The organism is Pseudomonas sp. BR20 (genome assembly GCF_050780135.1).
Taxonomy (GTDB): Bacteria; Pseudomonadota; Gammaproteobacteria; order Pseudomonadales; family Pseudomonadaceae; genus Aquipseudomonas.
Window position 1 is genome coordinate 5,042,361 of record NZ_CP172012.1, and the last position, 22,854, is coordinate 5,065,214.

The window sequence follows — 22,854 nt, forward strand, 5'->3', positions numbered from 1 at the left end:
GACACCCCCTACCCACCCACCATAAGCGGCCGTTACCGCAGGAATGGATATGTACACCGAAAGCCCCCTCCCACATTTGAACCGTGTGTACACCCTTAAACCCCACACAGATTGCGCAACAAATCGGTGTCCAAATGGTTCTCCACCAGATCCGCCAACCGTTCGATATCGCGCTCGCGCAGGGCGTGGTAGTCCACCTCCTGTACAGCCTGCAACCCAGCCCAACGCAGTAACGCACTGCAGGCCGCCGGGGTCTCGAACAAGCCGTGCAGATACGTGCCGAGAATCTGCCCGTCAGCGCTTTGCGCGCCGTCACTGCGACCGTCCTCCAGCAGCACGGCGGCGTTCGACAGGGCAGCGCCACAGGTCACGCCCGCATGGATCTCATACCCGCTGACCTCGGCATTCTCCAGCAACAAACGCCCGCGAACATTACGCAGTTGCTTCTCTTTTTCCAGGGTGGTGCTGAACGCCAGCAGCCCCAGGCCGTCGCTGGAACCCGCTGGCCCTTCCAGGCCCAACGGGTCGTGCACCTGCTCACCGAGCATCTGCAAGCCCCCGCAAATCCCCAGCACCTTGCCGCCGTAGCGCAAGTGCCGCGCCACGGCGATGTCCCAGCCATTGGCACGCAGGTAGGCGAGGTCGCTGCGCACGCTTTTCGAGCCGGGCAGGATGATCAGGTCGGCGGCCGGAATCGGCTGGCCCGGCCCGATGAACTGCAAGTCCACTTGGGGATGCAGGCGCAGCGGATCAAAATCCGTATGGTTGCTGATGCGCGGCAACACCGGCACGACCACCTTGAGCACCTGCGCCGCCTTGTCGGTTTGGCGCCGGTCGATGCCGTCCTCGGCTTCCAGGTGCAGGTCCATCACGTAGGGCAATACGCCCACCACCGGTTTGCCGGTGCGTGCTTGCAACCAATCCAGGCCGGGTTGCAGCAGTGCAATGTCGCCGCGAAAACGGTTGATGATGAAACCTTTGACCCGCGCCTGTTCGCTGGGCGAGAGCAATTCCAGGGTGCCGACAAGATGGGCGAACACCCCGCCGCGATTGATGTCGGCAATCAGCAGCACCGGGCAATCCACCGCTTCGGCGAAACCCATGTTGGCGATGTCGTTGGCGCGCAGGTTGATCTCGGCCGGGGAGCCTGCACCTTCCACCATCACCACCGGGTAGGCTTCGCTCAACCGCGCGTGGGAAGCCAGCACTGCCTGCATCGCGATGGCTTTGTAGTCGTGATAGGCCACCGCGTTCATGCTGGTCACGGCGCGGCCATGGATGATCACCTGGGAGCCGGTGTCGCTGTTGGGCTTGAGCAGCACCGGGTTCATATCGGTATGGGGCGCCAGGTTGGCCGCCTGGGCCTGCACCGCCTGGGCCCGGCCGATCTCGCCGCCCTCGGCCGTCACCGCACTGTTGAGCGCCATGTTCTGTGGTTTGAACGGCACCACGGCAATGCCCTGGCGTACCAGCCAACGGCACAACGCGGTCACCAGGGTACTTTTGCCGGCATCGGAGGTGGTGCCTTGCACCATCAGCGTACTCATGAGGCGTCCTTGTAGGCAGCCAGCGCTTCGTCGAGGCGCAGCCAATCGGCCTCGGTGTCGGGCAGGCCAAACCGCACGCTGCTGTTGTGCACAAACAGGCGCAGCAAGATGCCGCGTTGCGCCATGAATTCGTGCATGCGCTCAGCGTGTGGGGTGATTAGCCATTGGAACAACGCGCAGCCGCCCTGGGGTTGAAAGCCATGGCGCTCAAGCATTTCAAACAGGCGCTGGCCGGCCTCAATGCAGCGCGCTCGCTGCCGCGCATGGCCAGCGGTATCGCGCAGGCACATTTGACCCAGCACCCGCGTCGGCCCGCTGACGGCCCACGGCCCGACCTGTTCGGCCAGCAATTTGAGCAGCCTGCGTTCGGCCAGCACAAAGCCCAGGCGCACTCCGGCCAGGCCGAAAAACTTGCCGAACGAACGCAGCACAATCAGGCCGACCTGATGGGCCTGGTTCGCCAGGCTCAACTGCGGGGTGACATCCATGAACGCTTCGTCCACCACCAGCCAGCCGCCGCGCTGGGCCAGCCTTGTGTGCCAGTCAAGCAGGCGCTGCGGGGTCAGGCTAAGTCCGGTGGGGTTATTGGGATTGACCACCACCAGCACGTCGAGACCGTCAAGGAAGAAGTCGACTTCCTGCTCCTGCACTTCACGCACCACGTAACCGGCGCGACGCCAGGCCTCGGCGTGTTCGGCGTAGCACGGCGACAGCACGCCGACCTTGCCGGCACGGCGCAGGCGTGGCAGCAATTGAATCGCCGCCTGGGAGCCGGGCACCGGCAGAACATGCGCGGCGCCGTAATACTCGCTGGCCGCCTGTTCCAGGCCGTCGTCCGATTCCGGCAAGCGCGCCCAGGCCCGCAGCGGAATCTCGGGGATCGGCCACGGCCAGGGCGCGAGGCCGCTGGAAAGGTCGAGCCAATCGGCCTCGGCAATCCCGTACTGAATCGCTGCCTTGCGCAGCCGGCCACCGTGCTCAAGCATAAAATTGCCCTCCCACGCATAGAATCAGCAACCACAACCATACGCCGCGCTGCACCAGTTGCCAGCCACGGTCGATGGAGTCGGCATCCGCCGCCGGGCCTTCGCCCAGTTGCGGACGATGGTGCACCTCGCCGTGGTAAATCGCGGCGCCGCCCAGCTCAACGCCCAACGCGCCAGCGCCGGATGCCATCACCGGCCCGGCATTGGGGCTGTCCCAGGTCGGCCCCTGGGTGCGCCAGCATTTGAGGGCCAGGCGGGTTTTGCCCAGCACGGCGTAGGTCAAAGCCACCAGGCGTGCAGGAATATAGTTGAGTACATCGTCGATCTTGGCCGCGGCCCACCCGAAGCGCTCGAAGCGTTCATTGCGATAGCCCCACATGGCGTCGAGGGTGTTGCTCAGGCGGTAGAGCACTACGCCTGGCACACCGGCGACGACAAACCAGAACAGCGCGGCAAACACCGCATCGCTGCCGTTTTCCAGCACCGATTCGGTGGCGGCGCGGGCGACTTCGGTGCGGTCCAGCTCACTGGTCTGGCGGCTGACCAGGTAGCTCACCCGTGTGCGGGCCGCGTCGAGGTCATCGCTGCGCAGGGCCTGGGCCACCGGGATCACATGCTCGCCGAGGCTGCGCATGCCGAGGGCGCAGTACAACGCGAGGATCTCCAGAACCCAGCCGATATACGGCGCCCACGACAACGCGGTGGCCAGCAGGGTCAACGGCACCACGGCGATAAACCACGCGGTCACGCCATGGCTGCGCCAGCCACGGCCACCGCTGTTGAAACGCTGCTCGATGCGCCCGGCAAAATTGCCGAACGCCACCAGCGGATGCCAGCGCCTGGGCTCGCCCAGCAGCGCATCCAGCGCCACCGCAGCGACACACAGCAAAGCCACACTCATTGACTCACTCCCCACACATTCTCATACAACATGTCACTCAACGGCCGAGGCTCGGTCCAGCCTTCGAGCTGCAACATCGGTGCCGGGTAAAATTCCGTCACCGGCCCCAGGCACAAGACCGCCAGGGGTTTCGCACCGGGCGGCAGGCCCAGCAGGTCGGCCAGGGCCTGGGGTTCGAACAGCGAGACCCAGCCCATGCCCAGCCCCTCGACCCGCGCGGCCAGCCACAGGTTCTGGATCGCACAGGACAGCGACGCCAGGTCCATCTCCGGCAAGGTGCGCCGCCCGAAGATGTGGCGCTCGCGATCATCCATCAACGCCGCCACCAGCACTTCGGCGCAGTCGTGGATACCTTCGACCTTGAGCTTCATGAACGCGTCGGAGCGCTCGCCCAACGCCTCGGCGGTGCGCATGCGCTCTTCTTCCACCAACTGTTGAATCTGGCTTCGTAACGCGCGGTCGCTGATGCGGATAAACCGCCAAGGCTGCATCAGGCCGACGCTGGGCGCCTGGTGCGCGGCCTGGAGCAGGCGATGCAGCAATTCGGGGGCGACCATGCCGCCGCTGAAGTGGCGCATGTCACGGCGTTCGGCGATGGCGCGGTAGACGGCGTCGCGGTCGGCCTGGGGGAAAGCGTTGTCGGTCATAGCCCTATTGGGGGCAAGCCCCCTCCCACAGTGGATAGGGTTTCAGCTCGGTCCGGCGCAAACAAGGCGGCTACCGCCGTCGGATTCGACGGGAAATAGAAGTGCACGTAAGAGGCGGTCATCCGCCCCTGTCGGAAGACCGCTTCGGCACCGCGCCCGCCGTTCGGGCTGAGGCCACGGGCAATCGGCTGGCACTCGGTGCTGGTCAGGGAATGATGATACGTGTGCCCGCGCAGCACGCCTTCCGGCAGTTCGACGCTTTGCAGGGCCAGGGCGGCCAGTTTCTTTTGCATCACCGCATCGCCTTGCAGCAGGCCGACCAGTTCGGCGCGGATGCCGTCGACATCGGTGAGCGAATCCAGCAGGTAGAGCATGCCGCCGCACTCGGCGAGCAAGGGCTTGCCGGCGGCATGGTGGTTACGAATAGCTTCAAGCATCGGGGTGTTTTCCGACAACGCCTGGTGATGAAGTTCCGGGTAACCGCCGGGCAAATAGAGACTGTCAGCCTCGGGCAGCTGGCGATCATGGATCGGCGAGAAAAACGTCAGTTCGGCCCCCATCGCTCGCAGCAGGTCAAGGCTGGCGCCATAGGTGAAGGCGAAGGCTTCGTCACGGGCCACCGCAATGCGTACACCGGCCAGCAACGGCTCGGCCGCGATCACTTCCGGCGCGGCGAAGGTCACCGGTGGCGGCAATGCGACTTCACAGCTGCTGCCCAATGCCTGGGCGGCGGCGTCCAGGCGCACGTCGAGATCGTTCAGCTCGCTGGCTTGCACCAGGCCCAAATGGCGGCTGGGCAGTTCGATCCCGGTTTCGCGGGACAGTGCGCCATACCAGCGCAGGCCTTCGGTCAGGCTGCCTTCCAGCAGTTGCGCATGGCGCAGGGTACCGACGCGGTTGGCCAGCACCCCGGCGAATGGCAGGTCCGGCTGATAGCGCGCCAGGCCCAGCGCCAGGGCGCCAAAGGTCTGGGCCATGGCGGTGCCGTCGATTACTGCGAGCACCGGCACGCCGAAGTGCCGCGCCAGATCGGCGCTGGACGGTGTGCCATCGAACAGGCCCATCACACCTTCGATCAGGATCAGGTCGGCCTCGCCCGCCGCTTCCCACAGCAGGCGACGACTTTCCTGCTCGCCCACCATCCACATGTCCAATTGATACACCGGCGCACCGCTGGCGCGCTCGTGGATCATCGGGTCCAAGAAGTCCGGGCCGCATTTGAACACGCGCACCTTGCGCCCCAGGTTGCGGTGCAAACGGGCCAGCGCGGCGGTGACGGTGGTTTTGCCCTGGCCGGACGCCGGTGCGGCGATCAGGACGGCCGGGCAATGACGGGGCTGATTCAAAGTTCGACGCCCTTCTGTGCCTTGATACCGGCCTGGAACGCGTGCTTGAGCATGCCCATTTCGGTGACGGTGTCGCCCATTTCGATCAGTTCAGGCTTGGCGCCACGGCCGGTGACCACCACGTGTTGCATCGGCGGACGGGCTTGCAGGTCGCTGAGAACCTGATCTAGGTCCAGGTAGCCATGCTTGAGGGCGATGTTCAGCTCATCCAGCACCACCAGGCCGATGGTGGGGTCTTGCAGCAGTTCACGGGAGACGGCCCAGGCGGCTTCGGCGGCGGCGATATCGCGTTGGCGGTCCTGGGTCTCCCAGGTGAAGCCTTCGCCCATCACGTGGAAACGCACCTGTTCGGGGAAGCGACGGAAGAACAACTCCTCACCGGTGCTGTTGCGCCCTTTGATGAACTGCACCACACCACACTGCATGCCGTGGCCCATGGCGCGCGCGAGCATGCCGAATGCGGAACTGCTCTTGCCTTTGCCGTTGCCGGTCAGCACCAGCAGCAAGCCGCACTCATTGGGGGAATTGGCGATGCGCTCGTCGATCACGGCTTTTTTGCGCAGCATGCGCGCCAGGTGGCGTTCGTCGCGGTCGGGGGTATCGGTCATGGCAGCTCTCCGTTGGGGCTGGACAAAAACGGCAGGCAGGAAAAAACAGACAGCCAAGCATCGCCCACCGTGATGCTGTTGGATGATCCAGGCCGGTCTCCGGGCTCATGAGTGGCGCGCTTGCTCATCTACAGAGCGAACACGCCGACGGCGCGCCTTCCCATATCGCGGGCGATACAGTGGCAAAAGGCACCGTCTTGACTCATTTACCGTTGCGGGGGCAGCGCCGGAATCGCGGCAGCACTGTGTACAAGTGCGCTCGCTCACCGGCTTCCCTGTTTCACTCGGTCGACCCATGGGTCACAGAGCACCTGGAACAAGCCGCGAAGGTTAGTGGGTTGGGGGTGGAGCGTCAATTAAAGCTGGCCTTGCACTTGAACCATCGCACCAGCGCCCTCCTCTACCCTTACAGGTATCAAGGAGAACACCATGCATAAAACCAGACTCGCCCTACTCATCATGCTCGCCGGCACCCTCGCCGCCTGCGGTGAAAGCTCCACCCTGCAGGTGTCCGACGGCACCGGGCCATCGCCCCAGCTACCGGAACCGAACAAAACCCTGATCCCCACCGTGAACATTGCCCCGGCAATCGGCTGGCCAGAGGGCGTGAAGCCAACCGCAGCGGCCGGCACCCAAGTAGCGGCGTTCGCTGAAGGCCTGGACCACCCGCGCTGGCTATATGTGCTGCCCAACGGCGATGTGCTGGTGGCGGAAACCAATGCGCCGCCCAAACCGGATGATTCCACGGGCATTCGCGGCTGGGTCATGGAGAAGGTCATGGGCCGCGCCGGTGCCGGGGTGCCAAGCCCGAACCGCATCACCCTGTTGCGCGATGCCGATCACGATGGCGTCGCCGAGACCCGCACGGTGTTCCTGGAAAACCTCAACTCGCCCTTCGGCATGACACTGGTCGGCAATGACCTGTACGTGGCCGATTCGGACAAGCTGTTGCGCTTCCCCTATCAAGCGGGTGAAACCGCGATCAAGGCGCCTGGCACCAAGGTGGTCGACCTGCCGGGCGGCAGCATCAATCACCACTGGACCAAGAACGTGGTCGCCAGCAAGGACGGCAGCAAACTGTATGTGAGCGTCGGCTCCAACAGTAACGTCGGCGAAAACGGTCTTGAAGCGGAACAGGGCCGGGCGGCTATCTGGGAAGTGGATCGCGCCAGCGGCCAGCACCGCATTTTCGCTTCCGGCCTGCGCAACCCTAACGGCATGGCCTGGGAACCCCAGAGCGGCAAGCTATGGACAGCGGTAAACGAGCGCGATGAGATCGGCAGCGACCTGGTGCCGGACTACATCACCTCGGTCAAGGATGGCGGGTTCTATGGCTGGCCCTTCAGCTATTACGGCCAGCATGTGGATGTGCGCGTCACACCGCAGAACCTGGACCTGGTGGCCAAGGCAATTGCGCCGGACTATGCGGTGGGGCCGCACACGGCGTCTTTGGGCCTGACGTTCGCCGAGGGCAGCAAACTCCCGGCGCCTTTCAGTAACGGCGCGTTCATCGGCCAGCATGGCTCGTGGAATCGCAAGCCACACAGTGGCTACAAGGTGATCTTCGTACCATTCGAGGGTGGCCAGCCTAAAGGTCAGCCGGTGGATGTGCTGACCGGGTTCCTCGACAAAGATGAGAAAGCCATGGGTCGGCCGGTGGGCGTGGTGATTGATCAGCAGGGGGATCTGCTGGTGGCGGATGATGTGGGGAATAAGGTGTGGCGGGTGTCGGCGGCTCAATAAACGCCTCCAGAAGCAACATAAAACCAATGTGGGAGGGGGCAAGCCCCCTCCCACATTTAGTTCGGTGTTTGGTTCAGGGATTACGTGCCAGGTTTGCTGGCAACACACGCTTGGCGCTCAGATAAGCATTCTGCCAATACGCCTTGGACAAGGTATCCAGCTTCACCGTACCGCCGGTTTGCGGTGCATGGACAAAGCGGCCTTCGCCCACGTAGATCCCGGCGTGGCTGACCTGGGAACCGCCACCGGTGGCGAAGAACAGCAAATCGCCGGTTTGCAGGTTCTGCTCACTGACATCCTGGGCGCGCATCACGATCAGTTCGCGGGTGGTGCGCGGCAGGGAGATGCCGGCGGCGTCGCGGAAGACAAAGCCGATCAGGCCGCTGCAATCAAAACCCGAGTCCGGCGTGTTGCCGCCCCAACGGTAAGGCGTGCCGACCAGGCCCAGCGCACGAAAGAGCACGTCTTCGGCCGCAGGCGAGAAATTCTGGGTGGAATAGTTGAATACCGGCTTGGGCTTGACCGCAACGGGAGCAGGCGGCGGCCGGCTGGCGCAGGCGCTGATCAGCGCGGCGCAGAGAATAAGGAGCAGGCGGGCTGTGGTCGACATGTGCAGAACAATCCTGGTCTGGATGCGGCTATCGCTGCCGAACGCTGAAAACCAGAACGCGCAAGCAAAGCTCGCGCGAACGGATTACAACAATGTCCAGGGATTCTAGCCCTTACACGTCAAACTTCAAGTATCACTTTAAGTTTACTTACTGGCGGTAACCGTAGTCGGGGCCATGGCGAGTGCGCGCTTGGCTTCGATGAAGGTTTTGCTCCAGTAACTGTCGCCCAGGCTGTCGACTCGAACACCGCCACTGCGACGGCTGCTGGAGTGGATAAACTGGTTATCGCCCAGGTAGATACCGGCATGGCTTACGCGACCACGGCCTGCAGTACTGAAGAAAAGCAGATCACCGGGCTTGAGGTTGTTGCGCGCGACCAACGGTGCTTTCACGTTGATCATTTCGCGAGTGGAGCGTGGCAGGTTCATGCCAGCTTCTTCACGAAACAGGTAGCCGATAAAACCGCTGCAGTCGAAACCGGCCTCAGAGGTACCGCCGAAACGGTAACGGGTACCGATCAGGGACATGCCGCGTTCGAGGATGCTGTCGGCCAGAACTGGAAGCTGGTAAGGCTTGTTGCCGGAAAAATCGGCCAGTTCCTTTTCGGTTGCTTGCTCTTCTTTATAAAGCGTTTCTTCATAAACAGAAGCAGATTGTGCAGCAACGAATTTTGCCTGGGACTGTTGTTGAGTTTTTTGCTGCTCAACCACCTGTTGAGGGTGGGAGGCGCAACCAAACAACAGGGTAACGAGTGCGAGGGGCACGAGGGGTGCGAAGCGATTTAGCATGGGCACGACCGTGGCTGGTATGTAAAGAAGTCGAGACTATGCCTTCTATCACATCGATTTGCAAATTCAATCGTGATCTATGTGACTTCGCGATTGGACTATGACATCTAAGCCGTAATTCCATTTATCGGTTCAAATGCGTAGCCAACGTGGCTTAAACGCAGGATTTCTGGCGCCTGTAAATTGCCGAAGCCCGTAGATTCAACCAGTTACCAGCCCAAAGTTTCTTTGAGAAAAGGGATCGTCAATTTTCGTTGAGCCTGCAAAGAGGCCTGATCGAGCTGTTCGAGCAAATCGAACAACGCGCTCATGCTGCGGGTGCCCCGGGTGAGGATAAAGTGCCCGACTTCATCGGTGAGGTGCAGGCCGCGACGGGATGCACGCAATTGGAGGGCGCGCAATTTGTCTTCGTCGGACAGCGGGCGCATCTGGAAGATCAGCGCCAGGGTCAGGCGCGACTTGAGGTCGGCCAGCTTCACCGGCAACTCGCGTGGCGAGGTAGAGGCAGCAATCAACAAGCGCCGGCCGCTGTCACGCAAGCGGTTGAACAGATGGAACAGCGCCTCTTCCCAATCCGCCTTGCCGGCCACCGCCTGCAGATCGTCCAGGCACACCAGTTCGTATTGCTCAAGGTTGTCGAAGATCCCGATGCCCCGATCCATCAACTCGGCCAGGGGCAGGTAGACCGCCGGCTCGCCCATCTGCTCGAAACGCAGGCACGCAGCCTGCAACAGGTGGGTACGCCCCACGCCGTGCTTGCCCCACAGATAGATCAGGCTTTCGGTCCACCCGGCGTCGGCTTCGCAGAGCCGCTCGACATAGCCGAGTGCAGCGGCATTGGCGCCTGGGTAGTAATTGATAAAGGTAGCGTCATCACGCAGACGCACACCTAAGGGCAGCTGAATCGGTTTCATGCTGACTGAACGGCTCCCATCGAACCGTTAGTGGCCTCTGTGTAAAGTTTGCAAAGTTTATACCCGTGACGCCGGGCGCACAATGCAGCAGACCGCAAGCAAAATCAAAGGTTTGCGTTAACTTGCCGGTTTTAAGCGGATTGTTTGACGCCGTAGCCCCATAAACAACAAACCCGGCCGAAGCCGGGTTTATGACGCAGCGGTTACAGCTCGGGGTCTTCGACCCCCGTATAGGCGTCGGAATCCTTGTACAAATCGTGCATGTGGCGCACCAGCACCATGATCACCGCCGCCACCGGCAGGGCCAGCAGGATGCCGGTAAAGCCGAACAGCTCGCCGCCGGCCAGGATCGCAAAGATCACCGCCACCGGGTGCAGGCCAATCCGGTCCCCCACCAGCAACGGCGTGAGCACCATGCCTTCCAAGGCCTGGCCGACCATGAACACCGCGACAATCCCCAGCATCGGGTACAGGTCGCCGCCAAACTGGAACAGCCCGGCTACCAACGCCGCGCCGATACCGATCACAAAGCCCATATACGGCACGATAGCGGCAAGGCCGGCAATCAGGCCGATCAACAGGCCCAGCTCCAGGCCGATGGCCATCAAGCCTGCCGCGTAGATGATCCCCAGTGCCAGCATCACCAGCAACTGCCCGCGCACAAAGGCGCCAAGCACCTCATGGCACTCGCCGGCCAGGGCCACGATGCGCTCTTCGCGGTTGCGTGGCAGCAGGCTGCGGATCTTGGCCATCATGATGTCCCAATCGCGCAGCAGGTAGAACGCCACCACCGGAATCAGCACCAGGTTGGTCAGCCAGCCGATCAGCGCCAGACTGGAGGCGGTCGCCTGGCTGAGGATCACCCCCACAATATCGGTGGTCTGGCCCATGTGCTCGCTGATCGCCGCCTTGACCTTGTCGAACTTCCAGAAACCGTCCGCCAGCCCGAGCTTGGTCTGGGCCCACGGCATCGCCGTGTGCTGCAGCCAGTCGAGCATCTGCGGCGCCAGCTCATAGAGCCGAAACAGTTGCTTGGCCAGCATTGGCACCAGCACCAGCACCAGCGCGGTGATGATCAACGTGAACAACGCAAACACTGCAACCACACCCAAGGTCCGCGACAGACCGGCTTTTTCCAGGCGATCCACCACGGGATCGAACAGATAGGCGAGCAGCAACGCAACCAGGAACGGCGTCAGGATCGAATGCAGCAAGAACACAAAAACGCACAGCAGGACGATCCCGCCAAGCCACACCCAACGACGCGTATCCGCCATAAACCACTCCATTACTTGCTTCTATCTATATAGGAAGAACTTTTTACCAGCGAAAACGCAGTTGCGCCTGGGGCTCCGGGGCGGCAGGCGGTTGCGTGCCTTCGATGACCGGTTGCTGAGTTGGGGCCTCACCCGCAGGCACCTCCTGCAATTTGGCCAGGCTCAACTGGGTACGCAACTGATCGGCGCTGCCGTTGACCCGGTACACAATACGATTGCCATCCACCCATTGCGGCTGACCGCCAAACGGCTCGAGCAGGTGTCCCAGGGCCGCGTACCGCTCCAGGTTCATGCCCTGCACTTCCAGCAATTGTTCGGTACTCACACCGGGCTTGACCGCAAAGCGCGGCGCCAGTTTTTGGCTGACCGCCAGCATGACGGCATCGGCCAGCGCGCCAGTGTCGGCGCCTTGCGCGGTGCCCTGCTCGCTCTTGTCGCCCAGCCATAGTCGCCATTTGGCCTGCCATTGATTGCCTTCCTGGCGTGCATGCACGGCAAGCAAGGCGTCGGCACCGTAGCGCTCGGACGCGGCGCGCAACGGTGTGGCGTCGGCACTTTCCAGATTCGGCGCCGTGGCGACGACCTGCTCATCCAGATCCCCCAGCGGCAGGCGCAACGGCAAGCCACGGTGTTGTGCCGCACGGCGCAGCGCCTGGGCAGCAGCCTGGCCATCGCCGACCAGACTGCTGCCTTCGGTGGAGTCGTTCAGCCACCAGCCGAGGATCGATGGCCGGTTGCTGCCCCAGATCGACAGCCCGGCGTCACGCAAGGCGCGATCAGTGCTGACCGGATCGAAGTCCACTTGCAGGCTCTCGGGCGGGCCGGCGTCGTAACCGTATTGAGTGATGATTTGCTGAGGATCCTTGCGAATCGCCGCCAGGCCCGGGCCTTCGGCGGCCTTGGCATCGCCGGTGAGGCGGATGACCAGGGTCTGCAACGCACGCTGAGTGGCCTGGTCGCGCTCCTGCGGGGACTGGCTGTTGACCGGTTCAAGTACTTGATAAAGGCCATTGAGGGTTTCGGCATGACTCGCCAGGCTGATCAACGACAAGCAGCCTACAAAAAAGACATTACACAGACGCATGGAAGATTCCCGAACGACAAATTTAGCGGCTGGAACAGACCGCGTGAAATCGGCATAGCCAGGCTGTGACCACAGCGACAACTAAAACATTCACGGGGTCCCGGTAAGTTTTCGCCATGTCATTAACGACAGCGGTTTAAAGGCTATACCTTAATACGTGCCTGAACAGACCCGATTAGCATTTTTTTAACCTGCTTTTTTAAATCTATGTGCCCTGCCCGTCGGCCCGAGGATGGCCGCTGCCCCTCAAGCCTGATAAAATCGCGCGCCTTCGCAGACCGTCAACGGCTGGGCCTTTTACCAAAAGCGCCTGCCCGCTCGGTCGTTACCCCTGAATCCCCCCTAAAGGCCTGGATCATGAGCAAGCAACCCTCCCTGAGCTACAAGGACGCCGGTGTAGACATCGACGCCGGTGAAGCATTGGTCGAACGCATCAAGAGCGTCGCCAAGCGCACTGCGCGCCCCGAAGTCATGGGCGGCCTGGGCGGTTTTGGCGCCCTCTGCGAGATCCCGGCCGGCTATAAGCAGCCTGTATTGGTTTCCGGCACCGACGGTGTGGGCACCAAGCTGCGCCTGGCACTGAACCTGAACAAGCACGACAGCATCGGCATCGACCTGGTGGCCATGTGCGTCAACGACCTGGTGGTATGCGGTGCCGAGCCGTTGTTCTTCCTCGACTACTATGCCACCGGCAAGCTGAACGTCGAGACCGCCACCCAGGTGGTGACCGGCATCGGCGCCGGCTGCGAACTGTCGGGTTGCTCCCTGGTCGGCGGCGAAACCGCTGAAATGCCAGGTATGTACGAAGGCGAAGACTACGACCTGGCCGGCTTCTGCGTCGGCGTGGTAGAAAAAGCTGAAATCATCGACGGCTCCAAAGTGGCTGCCGGTGACGCCCTGCTCGCCCTGCCATCGTCCGGCCCGCACTCCAACGGCTACTCGCTGATCCGCAAGATCATCGAAGTGTCCGGCGCCGACATCGAGAACATCCAACTCGACGGCAAACCGCTGACCGACCTGCTGATGGCCCCGACCCGCATCTACGTCAAGCCGCTGCTCAAGCTGATCAAGGACACCGGCGCCGTCAAGGCCATGGCCCACATCACCGGTGGCGGCCTGCTGGACAACATCCCGCGCGTACTGCCAAAAGGCGCCCAGGCGATCGTCGACGTGGCCAGCTGGCAGCGTCCTGCGGTATTCGACTGGCTGCAAGAGAAAGGCAACGTCAACGAAACCGAAATGCACCGCGTGCTGAACTGCGGCGTGGGCATGGTCATCTGCGTGGCGCAAGAACACGTTGAAACCGCGCTGAACGTTCTGCGTGAAGCCGGCGAGCAGCCTTGGGTCATCGGCCAGATCGCCACCGCCGCCGAAGGCGCGGCTCAGGTTGAACTGAAGAACCTCAAGGCTCACTGATGCCTCAGACCTGTGATGTCGTGGTGCTGCTCTCCGGCACCGGCAGTAACTTGCAGGCCCTGATCGACAGCACGCGCGCCGGCGACAGCCCGGTGCGCATCGCTGCGGTGATCTCCAACCGCAGCGACGCCTACGGCCTGCAACGCGCCAGGGACGCGGGTATCGAAACCCGCTCGCTGGATCACAAGGCTTTCGAAGGCCGCGAGGCCTTCGACAGCGCCCTGGTCGACCTGATCGACGCCTTCAACCCCAAACTCGTGGTACTGGCCGGTTTCATGCGCATCCTCAGCGCTGATTTCGTGCGCCACTATGAAGGGCGCCTGCTGAATATCCACCCGTCCCTGCTGCCCAAATACAAAGGCATGCACACGCACCAGCGCGCGCTGGATGCCGGTGACAGCGAGCATGGCTGCAGCGTGCACTTTGTCACCGAGGAACTCGATGGCGGGCCTCTGGTCGTACAGGCAGTGGTTCCGGTAGAGTCTGACGACTCCGCGCAGACACTTGCGCAGCGGGTTCATACCCAGGAACACAGGATTTACCCGCTGGCTGTGCGCTGGTTTGCCGAGGGGCGGTTGATTCTTGGTGACCAGGGTGCATTATTGGACGGTCAGTTACTTGCGGCCAGCGGCCACTTGATTCGAACCTAGGAGATTTTATGCGTCGCGCCTTGCTCTTCGCTTTTGCGCTGTTCGCCTTGCCTGCCGTGCAAGCGGCAGATCTACACCCGTTCTCCGCCAGCTACACCGCCGACTGGAAACAGTTGCCCATGAGTGGTTCGGCAGAACGCAGCCTGACCAAGAACGGTGACGGCACCTGGACCTTGAACTTCAAGGCTTCCATGATGATCGCCAGCCTGACCGAAACCAGCGTGATCCTGTTTGATAAGGACACTCTGCAACCCAAGAGCTACACCTTCGAACGCGGCGGTTTGGGCAAGGCCAAAAAGATCAACCTGGACTTCGATCCGTCGACCAAAAAAGTAACGGGTTTTGAAAACAAAGACCCGGTCAACGTCCCTCTGCAAAGCGGCATGCTCGACAAATCGACGTACCAGCTGGCCCTGCAACGCGACGTCGCAGCGGGCAAGAAAAGCATGAGCTACAACGTGGTTGAAGGCACCGACGTCGACACCTACGACTTCCGCGTGATCGGCCCGGAAAAAGTCCAGACCAAGGTCGGCAGCATTGACGCGATCAAGGTTGAGCGCGTACGCGACCCGACTCAAAGCAAGCGCATCACCCAGATGTGGTTTGCCAAGGACCTCGGCGGCATTTTGGTAGCCCTGCGCCAGGTGGAAACCGACGGCAAGGAATACAACATCATGCTGCAGGACGGCACCGTTGACGGCAAAGCCATCAAGGGCAGCTGATTGGCTTGATGAGCTGAAAAGAGCCTCGCTGAATGCGGGGCTTTTTTTCGTCTGGGGGTTTTGGGTTCAAGTGTCTTCCGTCATCGGGAGCAAGCCCCCTCCCACATTTGAACTGCGAGCACTTTCCCCTGTGGGAGGGGGCTTGCTCCGATGGCGCCCAACATGAAACTTCTGTCATAAACCTCTAAAGCGGTTTACTTAGCAAGCTAACAAACCGTATAAAAAGACCTGCGACGACTTGCCGCATACCCACCAGAAATTGGAGCAAGCAGATGACTGTAAAAGTAACTGAACGCGACGACGAACATATGTCCCACGAAGCGCTGGGCCATGGGATTCATATCTGGGATGTCCACCAACAAGACCTGCTGGTCGGCATGTTTCACAACGAGAGCGATGCTCATAATTATAAAAACGAGCTTGAATCGCTTGAGTTGAAACGCCAGGCACAAAGCTCCTGAAACTTCGAAATCCTGTCGGCCCCCCAGCCCCACGCAGCTGGGGTGCCTATCAAACACAAACCCCGCCTTTTGAGCGGGGTTTGTGTGTTCTGGGGCTGCTCCGCAGCCCAACGCAGGGCAAGCCTGCTCGCCACAATTCGTTGCTACAGCCTTACCACATCAGATCATCCGGGATCTGGTAAGCGGCGTACGGATCGTCCTCATCCGGCACCTGGCTTTCGGTGAGGATGTTGAGCTGCACGATACGCTCCGGTGCACGCTCCTGGATCTTCAGCGCGGCTTCACGCGGGATCACCTCGTAGCCACCGCCGTGATGCACGATGGCCAGGGAGCCGTTGCTCAACTTGTTGCGCATCAACGTGTTGACCGACAGGCGCTTGACCTTCTTGTCATCCACGAAGTTGTAGTAGTCCTCGGTAGTCAGCTTAGGCAGGCGCGAGGTCTCGATCAGTTGCTTGACCTGGGCCGTACGGGCCTTGGCCTCGGCTTTTTCCTGCTGCTGGCGGTTGAGTTCCTGGTCACGCTTGACCTTCTCGGCGTGCGCCTCGGCGGCCAGGCGAGCCTGGGTGTCATCGGCCTCGATCTGGCCCTTGTGGACCAGCCGCTGCTGCTTCTGTTTTTCTTTGCCGACCTGCTTGGCCTGCTTTTGGTTGACCAGACCTGCTTTGAGCAACTGGTCGCGAAGGGAAAGGCTCATGGTGCTTACTCACTTAGGCAACTGCTCAACCGCAGCTGGACACGTTCTTTTCCTGACGTTTGGCTTCGCCCCACAGGGCGTCCAACTCTTCGAGGGTGCAATCTTCTATGGGTTGGTGCATATCGCGCAATGCCTGTTCGATAAATCGGAAACGTCGTTCGAACTTTGCATTGGCGCCACGCAGTGCTGTTTCCGGATCGACCTTGAGGTGACGGGCCAGGTTGACCGCCGCGAACAGCAGGTCACCGACTTCATCGGCGATGGCCTCCGGATCGTTGTCAGCCATGGCTTCGAGCACTTCATCCAGCTCTTCGCGCACGTTATCCACCACCGGCAACGCCGATGGCCAGTCGAAGCCGACCTGGCTGGCGCGCTTCTGCAACTTGGCGGCCCGGGACAAGGACGGCAACGCAGTCGGCACATCGTCCAGCAGGGACAGTTGCTCCGGCGCGTCGGATTTTTCCGCACGCTCCTCGGCCTTGATCTGCTCCCAGCGCTCCTTGACCTGTTCTTCGCTGAGCTGAGGTATATCCAGCGGCGCATACAGATCGCCGGTCGGGAACACATGGGGATGACGGCGAATCAGCTTGCGGGTGATGCTGTCGATCACGCCGGCAAATTCGAAACGCCCTTCTTCCCGTGCCAGCTGGCTGTAATACACCACCTGGAACAACAAGTCGCCCAACTCACCCTGCAGATGATCGAAGTCGCCGCGCTCGATGGCGTCGGCCACTTCGTAGGCCTCTTCCAGGGTGTGCGGGACAATGGTGGCGTAGGTTTGCTTGATGTCCCACGGGCACCCGTATTGCGGGTCTCGCAGGCGGCTCATCAGGTGCAGCAGATCTTCAAGTGAATACATCTTTCTGTGTCCGATCAGTGTGGGAGGGGGCTTGCTCCCGATAGCGGTGCGTCAGCCACCCGATGTATCAACTGACAGCCTGCTATCGGGAGCAAGCCCCCTCCCACATTTAGCCTGCATTCATTCCGCGAATCATGGGGTACGGTTGCGCCGCGTCTCAATGATGTTCGGCAACTGGGAAATCCGCCCCAGCAACCGCCCCAGTGCGTCCAGCCCCGGAATCTCGATGGTCAGGGACATCAACGCCGTGTTGTCCTCTTTATTCGAGCGGGTGTTGACCGCCAGCACGTTGATGCGCTCATTGAGCAGCACTTGCGAGACGTCACGCAGCAGGCCGGACCGGTCGTAGGCACGGATGATGATGTCCACCGGGTAGGTGAGCACCGGCACCGGGCCCCAGCTGACCTGGATAATCCGCTCCGGCTCGCGCCCGCCCAGTTGCAGCACCGAGGCGCAGTCCTGGCGGTGAATGCTCACGCCACGGCCCTGGGTGATGTAGCCGACGATGGCATCCCCCGGCAACGGCTGGCAGCAGCCGGCGATTTGCGTCAACAGGTTACCGACGCCCTGGATCTGGATATCGCCACGCTTGCCGGGCTTATAGCCGGTGGCTTTGCGTGGGATCAGCTCCAGTTGTTCGTTGCCGCGCTCCGGCTCGACCAGTTGCTGGGCCAGGTTAACCAGTTGCGCCAGGCGCAGGTCACCGGCACCGAGGGCGGCGAACATGTCTTCGGCAATCTTCATGTTGGCTTTTTCGGCCAGCTTGTCGAAGTCCACCTGCGGCAGGCCCAAGCGGCCCAGCTCGCGTTCGAGCAGGGTCTTGCCGGCGGCGACGTTCTGGTCGCGTGCCTGCAACTTGAACCAATGCACGATCTTCGCCCGCGCCCGCGATGTGGTGATGTAGCCCAGGTTCGGGTTCAGCCAGTCGCGGCTCGGCGTGCCGTGCTTGCTGGTGATGATCTCGACCTGCTCGCCGGTTTGCAGGCTGTAGTTGAGCGGTACGATGCGCCCGTTGATCTTCGCGCCCCGGCAGTTATGGCCGATCTCGGTGTGCACGCGGTAGGCGAAGTCCAGCGGCGTGGCGCCCTTGGGCAAGTCGATGGCATGGCCGTCGGGCGTAAAGATGTAGACCCGATCCGGCTCGATATCCACCCGCAACTGTTCGGCCAGGCCGCCGATGTCGCCGAGTTCTTCGTGCCACTCCAGCACTTGGCGCAGCCAGGAGATTTTCTCTTCGTACTGGTTGGACCCGGCCTTGACGTCGGTGCCCTTGTAGCGCCAGTGCGCACACACGCCCAGCTCTGCCTCTTCGTGCATGGCGTGGGTGCGAATCTGCACTTCCAGCACCTTGCCCTCGGGGCCGATCACGGCGGTGTGCAGCGAGCGGTAGCCGTTTTCCTTGGGGTTGGCGATGTAGTCGTCGAACTCCTTGGGAATGTGCCGCCACAGTGTATGGACGATACCCAGCGCGGTGTAGCAGTCGCGCATTTCCGGTACCAGCACGCGCACGGCGCGCACATCGTAGATCTGGCTGAAGGCCAGGCCCTTGCGCTGCATTTTGCGCCAGATCGAATAAATGTGTTTGGCACGACCGCTGATGTCGGCATCGACCCCGGTGGCCTGCAACTCGGCGCGCAACTGGCCCATCACGTCGCTGATAAAGCGCTCGCGGTCGAGCCGCCGCTCATGCAGCAACGTGGCGATCTGTTTGTATTGATCCGGTTCGAGGTAGCGGAAGGACAAGTCCTCCAGCTCCCACTTGATATGCCCGATACCCAGGCGGTGGGCCAGCGGCGCGTAGATGTCGAAGACTTCGCGGGCGACGCGGTTGCGCTTTTCGTCGTCGGCGGTCTTCACCGCACGGATCGCGCAGGTGCGCTCGGCCAGCTTGATCAGGGCGACACGCACGTCGTCGACCATCGCCACCAGCATCTTGCGCAGGTTTTCCACCTGGCCCTGGGTGCCCAGCACCATGGACTGGCGAGGGCTGAGGCTGGCGCTGATGGCGGCCATGCGCAGCACGCCGTCGATCAGCTTGGCCACAACCGCGCCAAAACGCTGGCTGACGGTCGGCAACTGGATGTGCCCTTCACGCACGCCGCGATAGAGCACGGCGGCGATCAGTGAATCCTGGTCCAGCTTGAGATCGGCGAGGATCTCGGCGATTTCCAACCCGGTGCGAAAGCTGGAAGTGCCTTCGGCCCACAGGTTCTTGGCTGCATTGTCTTGTTGCTCAGACTCGCGAGCGAACTCGCAGGCTGCTTTCAAGGCTTCACGGTCCAGTGCCGGGTCGACACTGATGGCATGATCCAGCCATGCCTCGAGATTGATACTGCCGTCGGTGTTGATCGGCTGGTGTGCTCTCACCTGTACCATCTTGCTTACCTTCCCTACGACGCACCTTGGATGCGCCAAAATCATCGCCGACCTTTTTACTGCGAACTCCGTGGCAGATCATAGGCCTTGGAGAACGCAGGCCAGTCGGATTAAACGGGCATCCTAGCCCGCTTCAAATAACGCCATGGCCTCGACATGCGCTGTCTGCGGAAACATGTCGAGGATCCCGGCACGTTTTAGCCGGTAGCCTTGCTTGACCAGCTCAACCGTGTCCCGCGCCAGCGTCGCCGGGTTGCAGGACACATACACCAGGCGCTTGGCCCCCAGGGTGGCGAGCTTGCGCACAACCTCTTGGGCACCATCGCGGGGTGGGTCCAAGAGTACCGCAGAAAAGCCCTGTTTGGCCCATTCCGCGTCAGTCAAAGGCTGGGACAAATCGGCCTGAAAAAACTGCACATTATGCAAATTGTTGCTGACGGCATTCTGTGCCGCCCGATCCACCATGGTCTGCACTCCCTCCACCGCCACCACTTCGCGTACGTGGCGAGCCAGTGGCAGGGCAAAGTTGCCCAGGCCGCAAAACAGGTCCAGCACCCGCTCATCAGGCTGCGGCGCCAGCCAGTCCAGGGCCTGGGCAACCATCGCCTCGTTGACTCCGGCGTTGACCTGGACAAAATCCCCTGGTCGGTACGCCAACTCCAAATTCCACGCGTCCAATCGGAAACCTAGTGATTGATCGGGCTCAATCGGTTCCGGCTGACCTTCCCCATGCAGCCACAACTGGGCTTCATGGAAGCTGCAAAATTCTTTCAGGATCAGCATGTCCGCGTCCGACAACGGCGCCATATGCCGCAGCAGCACGGCGACGGACGAGCCACTGAACAACTCCACATGCCCCAGGGCCTGAGGTTTGCTCAAGCGACGCAGCATGTTCGGCAGGCGCTGCATGATCGGTTGCAAGGCCTGTACCAGCACCGGGCAATCATCGATGGCGACGATGTCCTGGCTGGCCACGGCGCGGAAACCCACCTCGAGTTTTTTCGCCTTGGCATCCCAGCGCACGGCCACGCGGGCGCGGCGTCGGTAAGCGAATTCCGGCCCGCTCAGCGGTGCAGCCCACTCCTGCGGTTCGACACCGGCCACGCGGGACAGTTGCTCGGCGACCATGCGCTGTTTCAGGGCAAGTTGTTCGTCATGGGGCAAGTGCTGCACGCTGCAACCACCACAGCGGCCGAAGTGCGCGCACGGTGCCGGACGACGCAGCTCACTGGCCTTGAACACGCGTTCGGTGCGGGCTTCGACCACTTTGCCGTGGGTGCCCAACACCCGCGCTTCAACCTCTTCGCCGGCCAGCGCACCGTTCACAAACCAGGTGCGGCCTTCAAAGAACACGATGCCGCGGCCGTCGTTGGCCAGGCGCTCGATGGTCAGGCGTTGCTTCTTGCCCACGGGAATCTGTGGGGCTCGGCTGCCGCCCGTCGGTTGGAAGCGCAGGCCTCTCTCGTGCTTGGCCATCAGTTGGGTTCGTCGAAAATGCCGGTCGACAGGTAACGGTCGCCTCGGTCACAGATGATCGCGACGATCACCGCGTTTTCCACTTCCTTGGACAAGCGCAACATACCCGCCACGGCACCGCCGGACGACACGCCGCAGAAGATGCCTTCTTCACGCGCCAGGCGGCGGGTGGTGTCTTCGGCTTCACGCTGGGCCATGTCGATGATGCGGTCCACGCGCGTCGCGTTGTAGATCTTCGGCAAATACTCTTCGGGCCAGCGACGAATGCCTGGGATGGCCGCACCTTCCATCGGTTGCAGGCCGACGATCTGGATCGCCGGGTTCTGCTCCTTGAGGTAGCGCGAGTTGCCCATGATGGTGCCGGTGGTGCCCATGGAGCTGACGAAATGGGTGATGGTGCCCTGGGTCTGGCGCCAGATTTCCGGACCGGTGGTGGTGTAGTGCGCTTCGGGGTTGTCCCCATTGGCGAACTGGTCCAGCACCTGGCCACGGCCTTCGGCGGCCATGCGCTCAGCGAGGTCGCGGGCGCCTTCCATGCCTTCTTCCTGGGTGACCAGCACCAACTCGGCGCCATAAGCGGTCATCGCCGCCTTGCGCTCGGCGCTGCCGTTGTCGGGCATGATCAGCACCATCTTGTAACCCTTGATCGCGGCGGCCATGGCCAGGGCGATCCCGGTGTTACCGGAGGTGGCTTCGATCAGGGTGTCACCGGGCTTGATCTGCCCACGCAGCTCGGCGCGGGTGATCATCGACAGCGCCGGGCGGTCTTTTACCGAGCCGGCCGGGTTGTTCCCTTCGAGCTTGAGCAACAGGGTATTGCTGGTTTCACCCGCCATGCGTTGCAAGCGGACCAGGGGCGTGTTGCCGACGCAATCGGCGATTGTAGGGTACTGCAAGGTCATGGCGTATTCGCAATCCAGACTGCGGGGGCAAACATCATACCGGGAAAGGTCGGCGGGCCATATCACGCAAAGTGCGGTGCTTATGGCTTAAAGGAATAAGCGGAAAAAGAGGGTGAGCTTGAGGGCCCCATCGGGAGCAAGCCCCCTCCCACATTCGACCGCATCCTCATGCGGAACTCGGTCGAATGTGGGAGGGGGCTTGCTTCCGATGGCCGCGCGTCGATACCCCGCCTAGCCCAAATGCCCATCGCCATGATTTTTCTGAAAGACCTCCTCCCCCATCGCCGCAATCTGCCCTTCGATCAATGCATCAAACGGCTTGAGCAACGGTTCAAACGACACCGGCGCCTCCAGCACCTGCAACGCCTGCACAATCGCCTCCACCGTCGACAACGCCCCTGGCCCGGGCGCCTTGCGTAATCGGTAGCGAGACACGGCGCCCTCGACCAGCGTCACTCGAGGCAGCGCCGCCAACAACGGATTGAGGTGCAGCAGTTTGCGCGCCTTGCGCCAGGTGCCGTCGGGCACCACCAGCAACAGCGGCTGATCGCCGGGTGCATAGGCTTGCAACGGCTGTGCATCGTCAGCCGGAAACAACAGCCGCGCCTGATAGCCGGGCGGGTTCAGCAGGGTCGGCAGGTCATCAAAGAGCTCACCCACGATCAACTGCGCATTGTTCAACCCCAGCGCCGCCAGCCGCGCGGTGTTGAGCGCATGGTTGACCTCGCTCGGGTGCTGCAAAACAAGCACGCGGGTGCGGCTGTCGAGGCTGGGAATCAGCGCGCACAGGCAATGGGCAACAGGCCTGAGGCAGCGGGAGCATTGGGGTCGGGACATGGTTGT

The 22,854-nt window shown here is 62.0% G+C and carries 22 protein-coding genes and 1 riboswitch; of the genes, 5 read left to right on the plus strand and 17 right to left on the minus strand.

The window, feature by feature from the left end; translation table 11 throughout:
* Positions 1 to 95: 95 nt before the first annotated feature.
* From ACHPFG_RS23160 to cobO, 6 genes are read right to left on the minus strand one after another with little or no spacing between them, the layout of a single operon-like run.
* A complete protein-coding gene (locus tag ACHPFG_RS23160) occupies positions 96 to 1,547 on the minus strand; it encodes a cobyric acid synthase (RefSeq protein WP_431700526.1) in 1,452 nt (483 codons plus the stop codon).
* Positions 1,544 to 2,533: a threonine-phosphate decarboxylase CobD gene (gene cobD / locus ACHPFG_RS23165; RefSeq protein WP_431700527.1), complete on the minus strand. Its 990-nt coding sequence runs from the start codon at positions 2,531 to 2,533 to the stop codon at positions 1,544 to 1,546. Before cobD ends, ACHPFG_RS23160 begins: the two co-directional genes overlap by 4 nt.
* Positions 2,526 to 3,434 (minus strand): adenosylcobinamide-phosphate synthase CbiB, encoded by a 909-nt coding sequence (gene cbiB / locus ACHPFG_RS23170; RefSeq protein ID WP_131698611.1) that lies wholly within the window; start codon positions 3,432 to 3,434, stop codon positions 2,526 to 2,528. The genes cobD and cbiB overlap by 8 nt, the downstream gene beginning before the upstream one ends.
* Positions 3,431 to 4,081 carry a 5,6-dimethylbenzimidazole synthase gene (bluB, locus tag ACHPFG_RS23175; RefSeq protein WP_431700528.1) on the minus strand — a complete coding sequence of 217 codons (651 nt, stop codon included), beginning with the start codon at positions 4,079 to 4,081 and terminating at the stop codon, positions 3,431 to 3,433. The genes cbiB and bluB overlap by 4 nt, the downstream gene beginning before the upstream one ends.
* On the minus strand, positions 4,078 to 5,427 hold the full coding sequence (locus ACHPFG_RS23180) for a cobyrinate a,c-diamide synthase (RefSeq protein ID WP_145336985.1): 1,350 nt from the start codon (positions 5,425 to 5,427) through the stop codon (positions 4,078 to 4,080). The genes bluB and ACHPFG_RS23180 overlap by 4 nt, the downstream gene beginning before the upstream one ends.
* Positions 5,424 to 6,035, minus strand: coding sequence for a cob(I)yrinic acid a,c-diamide adenosyltransferase (gene cobO / locus ACHPFG_RS23185; RefSeq protein ID WP_027603802.1), 612 nt, complete (start codon positions 6,033 to 6,035; stop codon positions 5,424 to 5,426). Before cobO ends, ACHPFG_RS23180 begins: the two co-directional genes overlap by 4 nt.
* 73 nt (positions 6,036 to 6,108) lie before the next feature.
* Positions 6,109 to 6,365: riboswitch (cobalamin riboswitch) on the minus strand.
* A gap of 99 nt (positions 6,366 to 6,464) precedes the next feature.
* On the opposite strand from cobO, the gene ACHPFG_RS23190 reads away from it, so the two are divergent.
* Complete coding sequence (locus tag ACHPFG_RS23190) at positions 6,465 to 7,778, plus strand: PQQ-dependent sugar dehydrogenase (RefSeq protein ID WP_431700529.1); 1,314 nt, start codon at positions 6,465 to 6,467, stop codon at positions 7,776 to 7,778.
* 73 nt (positions 7,779 to 7,851) lie between these two features.
* On the opposite strand, the gene ACHPFG_RS23195 is transcribed toward ACHPFG_RS23190, so the two are convergent.
* The 5 genes from ACHPFG_RS23195 to ACHPFG_RS23215 form a co-directional block, all read right to left on the minus strand.
* The gene (locus tag ACHPFG_RS23195; RefSeq protein WP_131698615.1) at positions 7,852 to 8,388 is read right to left on the minus strand and encodes a C40 family peptidase; all 537 of its coding nucleotides are present in this window, start codon (positions 8,386 to 8,388) and stop codon (positions 7,852 to 7,854) included.
* A 144-nt stretch (positions 8,389 to 8,532) separates the two neighbouring features.
* Positions 8,533 to 9,177 carry a C40 family peptidase gene (locus ACHPFG_RS23200; protein ID WP_053133099.1) on the minus strand — a complete coding sequence of 215 codons (645 nt, stop codon included), beginning with the start codon at positions 9,175 to 9,177 and terminating at the stop codon, positions 8,533 to 8,535.
* A 209-nt stretch (positions 9,178 to 9,386) separates the two neighbouring features.
* Positions 9,387 to 10,091, minus strand: coding sequence for a DnaA regulatory inactivator Hda (gene hda / locus ACHPFG_RS23205; RefSeq protein ID WP_027603798.1), 705 nt, complete (start codon positions 10,089 to 10,091; stop codon positions 9,387 to 9,389).
* 203 nt (positions 10,092 to 10,294) lie between these two features.
* On the minus strand, positions 10,295 to 11,368 hold the full coding sequence (locus tag ACHPFG_RS23210; protein WP_431700530.1) for an AI-2E family transporter: 1,074 nt from the start codon (positions 11,366 to 11,368) through the stop codon (positions 10,295 to 10,297).
* A 43-nt stretch (positions 11,369 to 11,411) separates the two neighbouring features.
* Positions 11,412 to 12,452, minus strand: coding sequence for a DUF2066 domain-containing protein (locus ACHPFG_RS23215; RefSeq protein WP_431700531.1), 1,041 nt, complete (start codon positions 12,450 to 12,452; stop codon positions 11,412 to 11,414).
* A 357-nt stretch (positions 12,453 to 12,809) separates the two neighbouring features.
* Here ACHPFG_RS23215 and purM point away from each other — a divergent pair, with 357 nt between their 5' ends.
* From purM to ACHPFG_RS23235, 4 genes are all read left to right on the plus strand, one after another.
* Positions 12,810 to 13,868, plus strand: a complete 1,059-nt coding sequence (gene purM, locus ACHPFG_RS23220; RefSeq protein WP_014719398.1) for a phosphoribosylformylglycinamidine cyclo-ligase — start codon at positions 12,810 to 12,812, stop codon at positions 13,866 to 13,868.
* Entirely contained in the window at positions 13,868 to 14,518 is a 651-nt protein-coding gene (gene purN / locus ACHPFG_RS23225; RefSeq protein ID WP_431700532.1) for a phosphoribosylglycinamide formyltransferase, read from the plus strand. The genes purM and purN overlap by 1 nt, the downstream gene beginning before the upstream one ends.
* Before the next feature lie 8 nt (positions 14,519 to 14,526).
* Positions 14,527 to 15,240, plus strand: a complete 714-nt coding sequence (locus tag ACHPFG_RS23230) for a DUF3108 domain-containing protein (RefSeq protein WP_131698618.1) — start codon at positions 14,527 to 14,529, stop codon at positions 15,238 to 15,240.
* A gap of 272 nt (positions 15,241 to 15,512) precedes the next feature.
* Positions 15,513 to 15,701 (plus strand): hypothetical protein, encoded by a 189-nt coding sequence (locus ACHPFG_RS23235; RefSeq protein WP_131698619.1) that lies wholly within the window; start codon positions 15,513 to 15,515, stop codon positions 15,699 to 15,701.
* Between the two features lie 151 nt (positions 15,702 to 15,852).
* Here the strand turns inward: ACHPFG_RS23235 and ACHPFG_RS23240 are convergent, their stop codons facing one another.
* The 6 genes from ACHPFG_RS23240 to ACHPFG_RS23265 form a co-directional block, all read right to left on the minus strand.
* Complete coding sequence (locus ACHPFG_RS23240; protein ID WP_028617375.1) at positions 15,853 to 16,398, minus strand: DUF2058 domain-containing protein; 546 nt, start codon at positions 16,396 to 16,398, stop codon at positions 15,853 to 15,855.
* Positions 16,399 to 16,423: 25 nt separating this feature from the next.
* Positions 16,424 to 17,257: a nucleoside triphosphate pyrophosphohydrolase gene (gene mazG, locus ACHPFG_RS23245; protein WP_431700533.1), complete on the minus strand. Its 834-nt coding sequence runs from the start codon at positions 17,255 to 17,257 to the stop codon at positions 16,424 to 16,426.
* A 132-nt stretch (positions 17,258 to 17,389) separates the two neighbouring features.
* A complete protein-coding gene (gene relA, locus ACHPFG_RS23250) occupies positions 17,390 to 19,633 on the minus strand; it encodes a GTP diphosphokinase (RefSeq protein ID WP_027603791.1) in 2,244 nt (747 codons plus the stop codon).
* Between the two features lie 123 nt (positions 19,634 to 19,756).
* Positions 19,757 to 21,109: a 23S rRNA (uracil(1939)-C(5))-methyltransferase RlmD gene (rlmD, locus tag ACHPFG_RS23255; RefSeq protein ID WP_431700534.1), complete on the minus strand. Its 1,353-nt coding sequence runs from the start codon at positions 21,107 to 21,109 to the stop codon at positions 19,757 to 19,759.
* Complete coding sequence (gene cysM, locus ACHPFG_RS23260) at positions 21,109 to 22,011, minus strand: cysteine synthase CysM (protein ID WP_015885254.1); 903 nt, start codon at positions 22,009 to 22,011, stop codon at positions 21,109 to 21,111. Before cysM ends, rlmD begins: the two co-directional genes overlap by 1 nt.
* A 231-nt stretch (positions 22,012 to 22,242) precedes the next feature.
* Positions 22,243 to 22,848: a tRNA-uridine aminocarboxypropyltransferase gene (locus tag ACHPFG_RS23265; protein ID WP_431700535.1), complete on the minus strand. Its 606-nt coding sequence runs from the start codon at positions 22,846 to 22,848 to the stop codon at positions 22,243 to 22,245.
* Between the last annotated feature and the right edge of the window lie 6 nt (positions 22,849 to 22,854).